This window comes from Caballeronia eucalypticola (genome assembly GCF_047608185.1).
Classification (GTDB): domain Bacteria; phylum Pseudomonadota; class Gammaproteobacteria; order Burkholderiales; family Burkholderiaceae; genus Caballeronia.
The window spans coordinates 38,599-53,248 of the sequence record NZ_JBLKRU010000013.1; the positions used below are offsets into that span (position 1 = coordinate 38,599).

Consider the following 14,650-nt stretch of genomic DNA (forward strand, 5'->3'; position numbering starts at 1 on the left):
CGCGTTCGTGAGGGCGCACGCGAATCGCCGCGGGTCAAGGGGTGCTGTCGTAGTCGACGCAGAAACCGTCGTCCACGAGGCAGTCGGCGCTACTACCGGAGTTGCCACCGGACTCGCCGCCGCGCGTGGTGCGCAGGCCGCTGCCGTGCGAAGCCAGGTTCAGGCCCGTCGGCAGCAACACCCATAGCCGCGCCGGCGCCTTGAGCGTGCTGGCGACCCGTTCGGCGTCCATGCCGGACCCGGAATAGAGGTCCGCACGCTGCGCGCCGCTGATCGCGCCGCCCGTGTCCTGCGCGATGAACAAGCCCTTGAGCCCGCCCGTCGCCCCGGTACGCGCGGAAAGGTACACGGGCGCGCCGAGCGGGGTGGTGCGCGGATCGACGGCGATCGAGCGGCCAGCGGAAAGCGGCACGCCTAGCGCGCCGAGCGGGCCGTCAGTGTTGTCGCGAATCGGCTTGAAAAACACGTAGCTCGGGTCCGAGGTCGCGAAAAGGCGGGCCGGGACGGCGAACGGTGCTGCCGGGGACAACTCGCCAGCGGCGCTTACGCCAGACGCCGGACGATGCATGCTCACACGGCGCGCCTTCACGACGCTGCCATCGCCGTCGGAATCCGCAGCGCCGGGCAGCGCTACCGCGCCCAGGTTCGTGCGGCCGCCGGATGCCGGCTGGCGTGCCCGCGTGGAGCCCGCGCCGCCCGCCGACTGGAGGTCTGCGAGCAGGTACACGCTGCGTGACTGGCCCCCGGTGCGCGCGCTCGCGGCGGGCACGCCGGCACCGGAGCGCTGGTCTTCTTCCTCCGCGCCCGCCAGCAGGACGGGCGCGCCGCCCGGCGCCGCGGCGTCGCGCGCGTCCGCCATTTTGCTCGCTAGCGGCTCTCGCGTCGCCATCGATGGGGCGCTTGCTTGCATATTCGCTGGCATGTTCGCCGGCGTTCCGACGCCGGCGGTTGGCGCGGTTGCGCTTGCGTCCGCGTTGTCTTCCGCCACTTCGACTTCCATGCCGCGCAGGACGAGGTGTTGCACGCTGCGCGCGCCGGCCGCAACGACCGACGGGCTGAACGGATGTCCGTTCTGGTCCGCATAAGCGACGCGCACGACCGACTCGTCCTGCAGCACGATCTTGCCCGAGCCCTGCATCTGGATCGTATAGAGCTGCGCCGGATTTTCCACATAGGCGATGACATCGGCCTGCAAGCCGCGCTGCTCGATCTCGGCACGCGTGTAGTACGGCACGATACGTCGCCCTGAAAGGCGCATGCGGATTTTCTTGTCGCGCAGGTCAGGCACCGCGCCGGTGAGATCAAGCGCTAACACGCCGGACATCGAGCCGGTTGACACCTGGGCCAACGGAACCACCTGGCGGCCCACGATGCGCGCGACCGTCAGCGTGCCGAGCGCGTTCGGCGGCACGCGGTGCGCGTCGAGATAAAGCATGTCGCGCGGCACCCCATACACCGGGTACACGAAGCGCCCGCCATAGCTGCGGCTGCCGTGCACGACCGGCTCGAAGTAGCCGGTGAGCAGGCCGCCCTGTTCGCCTCGCGTGCTCTCCACCCGATACACGACGAAGTGCCGTTCATAGAATGCGCGGATTGCGGCATCGTCGGCGGCATCGACATTCGCGGCGTCCGCGCAAGTCGATGCCCACGCCGGGCGGCTTCCCAGCACGCGGCAACTGCGCAGGAACGCCTGCCACGATTGATCGAGGCGATCGCTGGTCCAGCCCGGCAGTTCGGCGAAACCGACCGGCGTGTAGACGGCGTGTTGCGTGGCAAACGGGGTGGCGGTTCGTGCGCGCGCGGGCGGCGCTGCCGCCGCGAGCACCGCGGAGCGCGTCGGAGTGGGTGATGGGGACGCTGTGGACGAGGCGGACGATGTGACATCGGTCATGGCGCGTGTGGCCGGCTCCGCCGCAGCGGGCGCGGTCGATGCAGTCGATGCCGCGACGGGCAACGGCGGTGCGCCGGCGCTAGCCGGTGAGACGCGCGTGGCGTCCTGCTGCATCGCGCATCCGGCGAGCGCGGCGCATAGCGCCAAACCCAGACCCAGACTCGCGCGCGCGGGCGGCGGGCGAAAGACTGGCAGCGAACCTGATTGGGCGGTCATCGTTTTCATCGTGTCCTCGTTGCGAAAAAAAGGGCGGCTCACGATCATCTGGACGAGCGGACGACGTCGATTTTGAATTGCGCGATACCGTACTCGTCAGGACAGGACGGCGCTTGCTTGCCGCACTCCGGGCGCCCCGCATAGGGCGATGCCGAATCGGCCGACAGCGTGGCCGGCGCACGTGCCGGGTCGAATACGCCGAACACCGAATCCTGTGTGAGCAGCGAGGTGTCGAACGCGCGCCGCGAGCGCGACACCAGCACGAAGACGTGCAGGTCACCGAACGGCTCGCCAATAACGGTCGCCCATCGCGGCTTGGGCAACACGAGCGGGCGGGCCGCCGTGATCGCGTTGTCCTGGTCGATCTCGTTCGGAAAGAGCATCTGGTACTTGCCGTTTGCATCGATGAGAAAGAGATAGACGTAGCCGTCCTGCGAGCTCGTGAGCGTAAGCTGAAGCCTGTCCCGATCGGCGATGGCGCGCGTGGACGGCGGGTTGGCGCGAACGCGTATCGACGCATCGGCATGCAGCGCTATGCGCTCGAGTTCGGCGAGCGGCGTCCAGCGAATCGGCGGCGTTTGATGCACGGCCGGTTCGTGCGATTCGTGCGATTCGTGCGATTCGTGCACCTCATGCTGCACGGCCGGTGCCGATGGACTCAGCGGCGCCGCATTCGATCGGGCCGGCTCGACGATCGTATCGGGCGATGCGCCCCGGCGCTCCACCGGGTTTGGCCCGACCAGCAACGCCCCCGTGAGCGCCACGGCCGCCAGCGCAATCGCGGTACGCGGACGCGCGAGGAGACGCAGGGTTGAGACGCCCTGCGATGTGTCCGCCACTTTGTCCACCGCTTTATCCGCTCGCCGCTTCCGCTCCCCACGCTCCCCACGCTCCCCACGCTTCGCGCCATCCCCCGCGTCCAGGTTGGCCGCGAACGCCTCGATACTGCGCGTGCGCTCGGCCGGCCACAGCACCAGCGCTTCGTCGAAGGTGCTGAGGAGCGCGGCCGAGTAGCCGGGTGGCGCGGCTCGCGCGAGCGGCACGAAGCCGTCCTCGACGATCCGGGCCACGGCCGGCGGCGGCGTCTTGCCGAGGATGGCGAAATAACCGAGCGCGCCGAGCGCGTAGACGTCGCTCCACGGCCCTTGTCGCAGCGAAGGTACTTCGGCGTACTGTTCGATAGGCGCATAACCCGGCTTCAGGAAAGCGGTGAGCGCTTGCGTCATGTCGCCGATCACGCGCCGCGCGGAGCCGAAATCGAGCAGCACGGGCCGGCCGCTGCCGGCAAGCAGCATGACGTTGTCCGGCGCGATGTCGCGATGCCAGCAATGTTCCCGATGAAGCGCGCCGATCGCATCGACGAGCGGTTCGAGCACGGCGCGCAGCCACGCTTCGCCGGGCGGCTCGCGCATGGCGCGCAGGGTATCGAGCAGGGTCGCGCCTTCGTAGTAGGGCATCGCCATGTAGGCCGTGCCGTGACCTTCCCAGAAACGGAAGACCTTCACGAGCGACGGATGGTCGAAGTGCGCCAGCAGACGCGCTTCGTTGATGAAGCTTTTCAGCCCCATGTCGAACGCGTCCGCGTGCCGCTCGGATTTCACTTCGACGTTCGTCATGCCGATGCGCGAGGCGAGCATCGCGGGCATGTACTCCTTGATCGCGACATTGCGATGCAGCGAGATATCACGTGCGAGATAGACGATGCCGAAACCGCCCTCGCCGATCAGCGAAACGATCTCGAATTCGGCGAGCCGCGTGCCGGGCGTCAACGCGTTGCCCGAGCCGCCGGGGTGCGAGGCCGCGCGCGCCGTGGGTGGCCTCGCCGGCGGCGGTGCGCCGTTACCCCAACCCGGCGAGGAGACGATGATCGTCTTGTCGTCAGCATCGGAATTCATGGCTGTCCGTCCGTGAGCATGGCGACGAAAAGCCCGGCGTCCGGCAGGCCGGGCGCCACCCACAACGCATGCGCGGCGGCGGGGCCGGGCTGCGGATCGGGGAGGGAGTCAGGAAGCGAGTCAGGAAGCGAGTGCGCGCCGTGCGCGGAGGGCGCAAGCGCTGCCCAGATGCTGAGCTCATCAAGCAGCCCGCCACGATACAGCGAGCCGTGCACGGGCCGGCCGTCAGGTGGCGGACGCAGCGCCAGTTGTGCTTCGAGCCATGCCACCGGCTGATCGAAGCGCAGCACCGCGAGCGCGATCCGTTCAATCTCGCCGAGCCAGCGCCATAGGTCGGCGAGCGCGTCGCTGCGCACGGGCGCGGCCTGGAACGGCGCGGCGATGGTGAGCGGGAAATAGCGCCCCACGCTGTCCACCGACGGCATGACCACGCCGCTCCAGCACACCTCGCCGTCCTTATCTGCGGATGCGAGCGCGCCCGGCATCAGGAAGAAGCGCCAGACCGGACTTGTTAGATATGCGTCGAGCCAGGCATCGCCGAGGCGTTCCCGGCTTGAGGCCAAACCCTGCGCGAGCCAGCGGTCCCACGACGCGACAAATCGCGCCGGCAGCCGGCGCGACGCAAAGTCGCCGAGCGCGGGCAGCTTGCCGTACCAGCCGGGCGCGCGCAGCTCACCCGCCTCGGGTGCGCCGGCCGGATCGAGCGAGCTCATAGTCCCTCCGGGCATCGGAACGCGCGCAGCTCGGCGAGACCGAACGGGCTCTGCACGCTGCCCGCCGACACTTCCAGGCGCACCTGCCGCCCTTCGACGTCGAAGGTCGCGAAAAAACGCTCCGGCTGCGCGGTGGGTTCGATCTTCATGCGATCGAGCATGCGAAAGAGCGCCCAGGGTCCGTCATAGGAGAGCGGGCCGGCGCCGCTGCCGGGTGCCGGCGTGAGCTGCACGCTGACACGCGAGGCGCCGTGTGCGGCAGGCCACTGCACGGGAGTCGCGAGTTGCGGGCCGTGGGCGTAGCTGACGAGCTGACCGTCGATGTCGAGCGTGAACTGGAGAATCGACGGATCCATCTCGACCGGCTTGAAGTTCAGCGCGAGCGCGGATGTCGGGTTGCCCGCCGCGAAAAACACCGCGCGGATGGTCGCGGCGCGCTCGAAATCGGCGAGCCCCGCGGCGTTCGCCGCGCTCGCGCTGCCGTCGACCTTCTTGTAGGCCCATGGATGCACAGAGGTATCGACATCGGCGGCCAGGGTCTTCTGGAAGAAGGCGTCAAGCCGGCCATTCGGCGCGAAGAGCGTGTCGAAATCCTGCGGCGGCACTTCGGCGCGCGCGGACGGATCGAACGGATAGCGCCCGTCGACGACCCGCTTGCACCATGCCGTGAGCGACCTGAGATCGTTCGATGCAATGCCGCGCTTGGTCTCCTGCGCGCGCTGCGCGCCGCTCTGCCCGAGCTGGATGAGTACCGTGCGGAGCGGCTCGGGCAATTGCCCGGCGAGCGCGCCCAGCCGCGCGAGCACGTCGGAGCTGGGTGGCGCGACTTTCTGCTGCATGGCGCCGTCGAGCGCGCTCAAATAGACGTAGACCTCGTTGAGCAGCGCCATCGCGGCGACGATCGGCGCAGGCTGGCCGGGCGCGGACGCATCGACGATGGCATGCAGACGGTAGAAACGATTGTCGACGTCTTGTTCCGGACCGGTCGCAGATGCCGCCGATGCCGCCGCTCCCCCCAAGTGCTGCTGCACGGTGTTGCCTAGGGCGTGAAAGGTCTGGCCGGCCCGTTCGGTGAGCGAGGGCTCACCCTTGGGCGCGTCCGACAGCGCGGTTTCGCGCGCCGCCTCACGCACGAAGGCGAGCAGCGGCGAGTCCGGCGCCGCGAGCAAGCGCGCCCGCTGGGCGCTTTGCGCGAGGTCCTGCACCGGCACGAGGCGAATGCTGCCGAGATAGTTCTCCCACTCGCGGATGTAGTCCTGCGCATAGAGGCGCCGCACGCCTGTCTTCAGCGCCTCGGGTGCGCTGTCAGGACCCGACGCGCCCGGTCCGAGCACCCAGGACGCCTCGTCGTGCACGTCTTTCGCATATTTGTCGATCGCGCCGAGGAAGGGGCCGTAAAAACACTCGCGGGTAAATAGGCCCGGCACGCCCTCGGAGAGGGGTGCGCCATTCACGCGCTCGAAGACCAGCGGCGCATTCGGGCCACCCGCGCGCGCGATCGTGAATGGCGTGCAGCCGCTGTCCACGCCGGCGGTTCTGACGCGCTCGTAGACCTGCTGGTCGAGCGCCACGCGCAGCAGCCGCGCGCGCGTCGCCGCGACGAGGGGTGCGTCGAACGGCCGGCTCGAGTGGACAGCGCCGTGTTCGAACAGGGCATCGACGTGCTTGCCGAGCGCCTGGCGATCCGTACCGCCCGGCTGCGCGCCGGGCAGGCGGCTCGCGTCGGCGAGCAGCCAGGTGCGCAGCGCCGCGCTGCTGTCCTGATGCTGCGTCTCGAAGAGCGATACATAGGTTTTCAGCGCGTCGTAGGCTTGCGCGGACGTGCCGCGCGCGGCCTCGCGCAAGTTTGCTTCGGCACGCGCTGAGAGGTAAGGCAGCAGCCAGCCGTCGAGCAGGCTCGCATAGGTCGCTTGGGCCGCGTCGTCGAGCTTGGCTCCTTGCCACAGGCCCCATTGCATCGTCAACGGCGCATGCGCGGCGTCGATGGGCGGCGCCGAGGCGAGCGCGCGCGCGACCGACAGCAGCGTCAGCGCACGCGTCAGATGCGCGGCGTCGCTGACGTTGCTATTGCCGTTGCCGTTACTGTTGCCGAGCGCCGCCGCCTGCACGCCGAGCGTATGCGCGGCCTGATCGACGGCGGCAACGTAGGTGCGGTTGCGCAGATAGCTCACGCTCCACAGGCTCACCGCGAGCGCGGCGGCGAGTCCGATCGCGGCGAAGCCGGCCAGGCGCAGAAGATGGCGCCGGCGCATCCATTGAAGATTGCTGCCCGCGAGACCTTGCTCCGCGAACACGACTTCGGTCAGCATGCGACGCACGAAGAAGCTGCGCGCGGCGGTCCTGAGCGGCCGTGGCGCGGCGCGTTCCAGCCGCAGCGCGTCCTTGAGCGTGGCGAGCACGCGGTCGATCGGTGCGCCTCGCTGCGTGCCGCTCGTGATATAGACGCCGCGCATGAACGCCGCATCGCGCGCCGGGGATTGGATGAAGACATCGGCGAGGAAGGTTTCGAGCAGCGGCCGGAACGCCGCGAACTGCTGAGGAAAACCGATGATCGCGGCGCGCGCCGCGACATTCGGCTCCTGATCCGTGCGCGCCAGCACGCGCGCGACCAGGCGAGCGTCGAGTGCTTCCAGCTCCCGACGCACCTGCGCCGCAAGGTTCGGCTGCGGCGCGGATGCGGCCGGCGCGGTGGCGGTTGTGGCGTGTTCAAGCGGCAGCGTGAAGCCGAACACCTGCGCGCGGGCGTCGCTGTCGAGGTCGGCGAAGAACTCGGTGAAGCCCGGCAGCAGGTCCGCCTTGGTCACGAGCACGTACACCGGAAAGCGCGTGCGCAGATGCGCGCTCAGTTCGTGGATGCGCGCGCGCAGCGCGGCGGCGGTGAGCGCGCGCTGCGCGTCGTCCGCTTCCAGCAGCTCGGCCACGCTCACGGCGAGCAGCACGCCGTTGATCGGCTCGCGCGGACGCGTGCGCCTGAGCAGCGACAGGAAGCCGTGCCATGCGGCCGCGTCGGCGCGCCGGTCGCTTTCCTGCGTCGTATAGCGGCCGGCGGTGTCGATCATCACGGCACGGTCGGTGAACCACCAGTCGCAATGGCGCGTTCCACCGATCCCGTCGATACGGCTCGCATGCCAGCCCGCCCCCGACGCCGCTTGCGCAGCCGGCGCCGAACGGCCGGCGCCTGCAAGCTTGTCGGCAAGCTTGTCACCGAGCTTGTCTGCGAGCGGAAACTGCAGGCCCGAGTATTCGAGCACGGTGGTCTTGCCCGAGCCCGGCGCGCCGATCAGCACGTACCACGGCAGCCGGTAAAGATACTGCCGCCCGGACATCGAGAGCCAGTCGCGCCATCCGGGCCGGCTGCCCGCCGCGTTCACGCGGGCTTCGCGCAGCGCCGCGACCGCGCGGTCGAAACGCCGCCCTAGCTCCACGATCTCTTCCGCGCCCGGCTCAGGCTCGGCGTACGCCTGCGGCGCTTCGTGCGCGGCTCGTCCGACGAGTCCGGCCGCCAGCACATGATTGCGCCAGATCGCGCGCGCGACCAGCCAGAGCCCGCGCAACACCACCACCAGCACAAGCACGCCGATCGTGATGACTCGCGCCCGTTCGCTGTCCAGCGGACGGTACGTATCGGGCGCGCCGATCGCGATGAGCGGGCCGATCCACCAGATCAGCGCGCCGGTCATGCCGAGCGCGAGCGCGAGCAGCAACAGCGGATGAAACAGGATCGATGCGATCTTCTTGAGCACGGTGATTCTCCTGTTATTGGTGCGAACGGTGCAGGCGCCGGCCGGTGCGCTCAGCCCGGCTGCGCGAACAGCGTGATCTCGACGCGACGGTTGCGGGCGCGTCCGGCGGGCGTGTCGTTGCCGGTGACGGGTTCGGTCGCGCCAAAACCTTGCGCCTCGACGCGGGCCGCATCGAGCGTCGTGTCGATAACCGCGCGCACGCGTTCCGCGCGCTCGCGCGAGAGCTGCCAGTTCGACGCGTAGCGGGCCGAATGGATGGCGACGCTGTCGGTATGCCCGCCGACCAGGATCTTGCCGGGCAACACCTTGAGCGCCTCGGCGATGCGGCCCACCAGCGCCTCGGCGGACGGGTCGAGCGTGGCGCTGCCGGGCGCGAAGTCCGCGTCGCCGGCGAGCGTGATGACAGAGCGGCCCGGCCGCGTCGCGATGCTGATGTGCCCCGCCGCAATGTCCGGCGCGAGCAGGCCGGCCAGGCGTGCGGCGCCGGCGGCGGGCGCCGCGTGCGCGACCGGCGTCGCGTGCGCGACCGGCGTCGCGCCGGTCGCGAGTCCGCCGGATTCGCCGGGTCCGCCGGGCGCGTTCAGCGAACGAATCGCGGCGATGTGTGCGAACACCGGATCCGACGCGCGGTTGATCGATACATCGAAGCCGACGAACACCGCCGCGAGCGCGAGCGCCGTGGCCGCCGCGACTAGCCACGACGGCACCACGTCGCTGACGCGGCGCGGTGGCGCGCTCGCCGGCCGCCAATGCGGCGCAAGCTCGGCATGCGGCACGCCGCGCTGCTTGCGGATCAGGTCGGAGAGACGGCGGCGCAGCGCATCCAGAGCGTACTGGCCGTTCGCGTGTACCCGGTACTGGCCCTCGAAACCGAGCGCAAGCGTGAGCGCGACAAGTTCGAGCAGGTCGATATGGCGCGCCGGGTCTTCCGCGAAACAGGTGAGCAACTGGAACACCTTGCTGCCGCCGCGCGCCTCGTTGTGGAACATCACCAGCAGACTGTATTGCGGCCAGGCGGTCGCGCCCCACGGCGTGCTGCATGCCGATTCATCGATCAGCGTGCAGACGATATAGCGTGCCGCCAGCACCGCTTCGTGCGCGATGCCGCGCGCACGCGCTTCGCTCTCGAAACGGCGCACCGCGCGCGCGAGCGTGTCCCTGAGCGCGGCGGGATCGGGGCAGCGCGTGCACAGGCGCAGTTGCGCGGCGGCCTGCATGAGCGGCGCGCAGGCCTGCGCGAGCGGATTGAGCGCGCCGCCCGAGCGGAACAACTCATCGAAGCCGAGACCTGCGGCGAAGGCCGGTTCGCGTCGGCCGATACCGTCGAAGTCATTGAAGTGGTCGTGCGGGTCGTGGGAGAAATCAGGGGCGCCGGGGGTGTCCGGGGTGTCGTAGGCGCCCGGTGGTTTGCTCCCGCCCGCGCCGCCGTTCGCCGCGCGTGTTTCCGGTGACGGCCGCGCGCCCGCATGGAGCCGGCTCGACGGATTCGGCTTGACGATGGTGTGCTCAGGATCGGCCGGAGCGATGAAATTTTCATCGTGCATCATGGAAAGCCTTTATAGGGGAATCCTTACTAACAGAAAGCGGCGCTCAGAGCCGCACCGCCCAGCATTCGACTTCCAGCGCGGGAAAGTCGCCGAGCACCCGCATGGCGAGCTGACCGCTTTCCTGGAGCTGCCGCCACAGATCGCCACCCGGTTCAAGTTCGAAATAATCGAAACCGGCGTGCACCGGAATCTGCGGCGGCACCGTTGACAACGCCCGCAGCGTGATGCCCGGCAACGCAAGCGTGACGATCTCCTGGATGCGTTGCGCGGGCGCGACCTTCGCCTGCGCCGCAAAACGCACGCGCAGGGCTTCGGAGGACATTTGCGCCCGCGCGGCGAACACGATGCGCGCGCGCTTGAGCAGCTCGGGGTCGTGCAGGGTCGCCTGACGCTGGCCCGGCGCGGTCTCCACAATTTCGATGGGCTGCGCCGCGCGCTGGATGCGCCAGGCGGATGCACCGCGGATCATATTCATCAGCATGCCGAAGCAGTCGGCAAGCGAATCGTGACGATACGCCACGCGCTTCGCCGGGCGGCGCTGGGATTCGAAGGTGGCGAGTTCCCCGGCCAGCTCGCGCATCGCTTCGAAAAGCTGCTCGGGATGCAGGACCGGCATCTCCTGCAGATGCTCGGCACGTGCCTCGTGCCGATTCACGAGCATCAGCAACATGACATCGACGATCTCCGCGACACCGCCGCTGCGCGCTTCCGTAAAGCGCTGCGCGAGCAGGTTGCCTTGCGCCCGCAACAGCGCACACAGTTCGCGCAGCCATCCCGCGAGCGCGGCTTGCCGGCCGACATCGAGCGACGGCGCAATGAAGGCCGGATCAAGCGTCACGCGTCCTTCGGCGCCGCGCTCGAGCACGCGCGCCACGCCGATCGTGGCGTAGGCGGCGGTGGCATCGCGTTCGAGCATGAGGCGCAGGTTCGGCGCCGCGGTCTGCATCTGCGCGACCTGGTTCGATCCCGCGACGTTGTCGGTCACTTCCGCTTCGCTCATGCAATAGCGCAGGCCATGCATTTGCCCATGCATTTGCCCATGCCGCTGGCCGTTCGCGTAGCCATTCCCGTCGATCGCGCCGAATGTGATGTCCGGCGCATCGGCCAGGCGCTGGCCGATGTCGAATTCCTTCGCGCCCGGACGCGCCATCGGCACGCCCAGCAGCACGGTTTCGCCACGCGTGTCCGGCGGAATATCGAGCGGCGCGGGGGCGGGTGCATCGTCGGGAAAGGAAAAATGCGTGCCGTCGGGCAAGTGTCCTTCAGCGGCGACCAGCGCGATCTTGCCAAGCTCCAGCGCGAGCGGATCGAGCGAGAGCGACAGCGTGCCCCACATCCACGCCTCGGACGCGCGGGCATGCGAGCGCAACTGATGCTCGATAAAGCGATCCTGCTGCTGCAGGTGATGCGGCTGGAGAAACAGCCCTTCGGACCAGATGACGCGTTGGTGCCAGGTCATGAGTACGCCTCCTTGCCTTGTCTGGATTGCGGCCCGTTGCGCGGTGCACCGCGGGTGCGGCCGCGCAACGAGCGGCTAATTCGCTAAATTCATGCGGTAAACGAAAGAGCGGCGCGGGTTTGCAACAACATCGTCCGTCCGGCTCGATCTGGCTCGATCTGGCTCGATCTGGATCGAAACGCACCGCCAGTTCGCGTCATGGCGGCCCGATGGTCACGTCGAGATCGTCGATGCGCAGTCCGAACGCGGTCGTCTTGTGCAGCGCCACCGGATGCACCGCGCGCCAGCGCGAGCGTTCGATGTCCCGATAAGCAGCGACAAGCGCCACGTAACGCGTGTCGGGCTGTAGGGTCTGTTCGAGGTTGAGCACATCGCCGGGACGCAGCATGTAGTCGCGTCGGGTGTTGAGGTCGGTGCCGAGCGTCGCCTGATCTTTCGCCTGCAGCGTGAAGAAGTCGACGGTATCGATGGTGCCGGACGATTTCAGCTCGTAGATGCGCACCGCGACGGGCGAGGGCCGTCCGCTCGCGTCGCGATTCATGGTTGCCGATGCGGAAAGCGTCAGCTTGAGCACGGTCGGCCGCGAGTCGGCGGACTTGCAGCCGGGCAAAACCGTGAGCGCGAGCAGGACCGCGAACCTGAGCATGACCATGAGCATGAGCGCCGCCCCCCGTGACGCGGGACGAGACTCGCCGCACGGCGTTGAAAGCGCCGCGCTGTGCGCGTCTTTTAAAAAAGATATCGCCATCCCGGTCCTCCGCTGAGTCGACGCAAGACGCGCGAACGCTTGCCGCGCGCTTCCGTTAAACGAAGTGCACGCACGTCGTTTTAAAAGCGCCCCGAACGATTCGTCTTGCCGCAGTAGTCTCGACGCCGGATGCAATCACCGGCGTATCCCCTGGACGAGTGAGCGGAGAACACGGTGAAGACCAAAGCGTGCTTCGAACATCCCGGTGGCAGCGGCCGCGCTGTCATTCCCGACTTGCGGCGCTGGCGCGCGAAAGCGCTGGAGAGTCGGCTAGTGAGTGGGCTAATGAGTGGGCTAAAAAGCGGGCTGGTGAGCGCATTCAGCGCACTGAGCCTGATGAGCGCTGCCGCGTCGTGGAACTGCGCCGCCGCCCAAACATCCGCTGCACCCGCTACACCCGCGCCATCCGATCGCATCGATCAAGCCCGCCAGAGCGATGCGGAAAGCGTGCGCGCGCTGACCGCCGACGGCCGGCTGCTGCTCACCCGCGACCGTGTGAAGCTCGACGGCTACGCTTACTGCAGCATGGCGGTGGCGGCGGCCGAGCGTGGCGATTTCAGGCTGAGCATCGAGGCGGCGTCGCGCATGCTGGTGCTCGCGCAACAATCCGATAACGAGAACCTGCAGGTGCTGGCCTTTCGCGATCTGTCGATTGCCTACAGCTACGCCGGCGATCTGCGCGATGCACGGATCTACGCGCAAAAGGCGCTCGATGGCAAGCCGAAGGACCCGGCGCAGGTCTATGCGCCGGCGCATAAGGTGCTCGGCGACGTCGTGCTGCGCGAGGGCGACGCAAACGCGGCGATCGATGCGTATCGCGCGGCGCTCGAGACAGCCTCGCCGCGCTACCGGCCGCTCGTGCTGGCCTCGGTGGCAAGCGCCCAGATTGCAGCGGGCGACACCACCGGCGCGCGCGCCAGTCTTGCCGCATCGGGCGGGGCGCCGGCGCCATCGCTTGAACCGTTCTTTCGTCGTATCGAAGGCAATCTGCTGCTCGCCGAACACGAGCCGCAAAAGGCGCTCGATGTGTTCTCCGCCAGCCTGGTGAAGCCAGGCGCGGAGCACGCCGAGGACGCGGACTACGACGATCTCTGGGCGCATGAAGGCATGGCCCGCGCGTGGCTCGCGCTCGGCGATGCCAGGCAGGCCCGTGCTGCGCTCGCCGCCGCGATCGCGGATTCGGAAGCCATGCGCGCGCGCTTTCGCAGCGACGAGTTCAAGACCGGCCTGTTCGCGGACGTGCAGGGCGTGTTCGATCTGGCGATCGGCCTTGCCATGGATGATCAGGATGACGAACATGCGTGGGCGCTCTCGGAGCAAAGCCGGGCGCGCGCGTTGCTCGACACCGTGCGCAGCCGCGTGGACGCCGGGGTGAACCCGCGCCATCTCAACGGCGACACGCTCACGCTTGCCCAGGTGCGCACCACGCTGCGCGACGACGAAACGATGGTTGAATACCACGCGTTGCCGCACCGCATGATCGCGTTCGTCGTGCGCCGCGACGGGCTCACCACGCATGTATTGCCGATCGAGCGGCGCGACCTGGGCAGCGCGGTGGACGCGTTCCGGGCTGCGATCCTCGACCAGCAGGCGAGCGCACGGGCCTACGGCGCGCGGCTCGACAAACTGCTGATCGAGCCGCTCGGGCTGCGCGAGCACGACCGGCTCATCCTCGTGCCGCACGGTGTGCTGTACTACATGCCGTTCCAGGCGCTGCGCAATGACCAGGGCTATCTGATCCAGCGCCATGCGCTTGCGCTCGCGCCTTCCGCGAGCGTCGCGGTGCAGCTCGTCACACGCGAGCGCACGCTTGGCAGCCACCTCGTCGCGTTCGGCAATCCGCATTTTTCCGACCGATGGGATCTGCCGGCCGCCGAGCGGGAAGTGCGGGTCATCACGCCCTATTTCAGCCAGAGCACCGCGTGGCTGCGCGACGACGCCACGCGCGCCCACTTCTACGACAGCGCGCCCAACGGCCGTGTGCTGCATGTCGCCGCCCACGCGGAAGCGGATTCTGTCGATCCGCTTTACTCGAACATCAAGCTTGCGCCGCCGGAGCATCCGCCCATCGGCCCGGACAAGCTCAGTGCGCGCGACATCTACAAGCTGCGGCTCGACGACGTCGGTCTCGTCACGCTGTCCGCCTGCGATACGGCGCTCGGGCGTCTTGGCCTTGGCAACGAGATCGAGGGCCTGACCCGGGCGTTCTTCTATGCGGGCGCATCGAGCGTGATCGTGTCGATGTGGATGGTCGACGACGAAGCGAGCGCACTCACCATGAGCACGTTCTATCGCTCTCTCACCGCCGGCCACGAAGCGATCGACGCCATGCGCGATGCACAACTCGCCGTGCTCGCCGATCCTCGCTTCGCAAGCCCGTATTACTGGGCGCCGTTCGACCTGACGGGAGGCTGGCGGCTCACGGTCGCCCGGTGACA

The 14,650-nt window shown here is 68.6% G+C and carries 8 protein-coding genes; 1 reads left to right on the forward strand and 7 read right to left on the reverse strand.

The genetic code is table 11. From position 1 onward, the window contains the following. Positions 1-34 precede the first annotated feature (34 nt). From ACMX25_RS16940 to tssJ, 7 genes are all read right to left on the reverse strand, one after another. Positions 35-2,116: an MltA domain-containing protein gene (locus tag ACMX25_RS16940; RefSeq protein WP_414951148.1), complete on the reverse strand. Its 2,082-nt coding sequence runs from the start codon at positions 2,114-2,116 to the stop codon at positions 35-37. 35 nt (positions 2,117-2,151) lie between these two features. After that, positions 2,152-4,002, reverse strand: a complete 1,851-nt coding sequence (locus tag ACMX25_RS16945; protein ID WP_414951149.1) for a protein kinase domain-containing protein — start codon at positions 4,000-4,002, stop codon at positions 2,152-2,154. Then, entirely contained in the window at positions 3,999-4,730 is a 732-nt protein-coding gene (gene tagF, locus ACMX25_RS16950; protein WP_414951150.1) for a type VI secretion system-associated protein TagF, read from the reverse strand. The genes ACMX25_RS16945 and tagF overlap by 4 nt, the downstream gene beginning before the upstream one ends. Beyond that, positions 4,712-8,458 (reverse strand): type VI secretion system membrane subunit TssM, encoded by a 3,747-nt coding sequence (gene tssM, locus ACMX25_RS16955; protein ID WP_414951151.1) that lies wholly within the window; start codon positions 8,456-8,458, stop codon positions 4,712-4,714. The genes tagF and tssM overlap by 19 nt, the downstream gene beginning before the upstream one ends. 50 nt (positions 8,459-8,508) lie before the next feature. Next, entirely contained in the window at positions 8,509-10,005 is a 1,497-nt protein-coding gene (icmH, locus tag ACMX25_RS16960; RefSeq protein ID WP_414951153.1) for a type IVB secretion system protein IcmH/DotU, read from the reverse strand. Positions 10,006-10,048: 43 nt separating this feature from the next. Then, the gene (gene tssK / locus ACMX25_RS16965) at positions 10,049-11,464 is read right to left on the reverse strand and encodes a type VI secretion system baseplate subunit TssK (RefSeq protein ID WP_414951154.1); all 1,416 of its coding nucleotides are present in this window, start codon (positions 11,462-11,464) and stop codon (positions 10,049-10,051) included. 196 nt (positions 11,465-11,660) lie between these two features. After that, positions 11,661-12,212, reverse strand: a complete 552-nt coding sequence (tssJ, locus tag ACMX25_RS16970) for a type VI secretion system lipoprotein TssJ (RefSeq protein ID WP_414951156.1) — start codon at positions 12,210-12,212, stop codon at positions 11,661-11,663. Between the two features lie 174 nt (positions 12,213-12,386). Between tssJ and ACMX25_RS16975 the strand changes: the two genes are divergently transcribed. After that, positions 12,387-14,648: a CHAT domain-containing protein gene (locus ACMX25_RS16975; protein ID WP_414951157.1), complete on the forward strand. Its 2,262-nt coding sequence runs from the start codon at positions 12,387-12,389 to the stop codon at positions 14,646-14,648. Positions 14,649-14,650: the final 2 nt, after the last annotated feature.